Raw genomic sequence first — 425 nt, 5'->3', positions numbered from 1 at the left:
GTCAAGGGATTCATAAAAATCCTCATCAATAGCAAGTATCTCTGAGCAAGCTTTCCCTGATGACTTAGATAGTAGATACAGTAGCTTCCAGTCAAGATTAAACATATCTAGCCTTGAAGCAACAACAGTCATTAGCGCTATAGAAATTTTATCTTCATTCTTCGATAGCTCTTTAATAAAAAGCGGTATATTTCTAGATAAGTTAAAAACCTTACTTTTAGCATCATAGGTAACGCCTAATTTAGATATTAGATCAAAAGCATCATTATCATCTAGTCGACTTAATCTAACTGGTGTAGTAATAATTTTTAGGATTGGCTCAATAGCATAGCGACCAGAAATTAACACTCTTTCAGTTTGCACAAGATTTTTAACAATCTCTAAGAAAATACTTCTTTCATCATCAGGCAGCAGATGTATATCAT

General features: G+C 32.9%; 1 protein-coding gene. It reads right to left on the bottom strand.

The annotated features are described in order from the left end of the window. On the bottom strand, nucleotides 1–425 hold a 425-nt coding region (locus tag BTA35_RS18090; RefSeq protein WP_161489897.1), incomplete at both ends, for a hypothetical protein.

This window comes from Oceanospirillum linum, from assembly GCF_001995095.2.
Lineage (GTDB): Bacteria > Pseudomonadota > Gammaproteobacteria > Pseudomonadales > Halomonadaceae > Oceanospirillum > Oceanospirillum linum.
The sequence above is the reverse complement of the archived record's forward strand: the minus strand, read 5'-3'. Positions and strand labels throughout refer to the sequence as shown.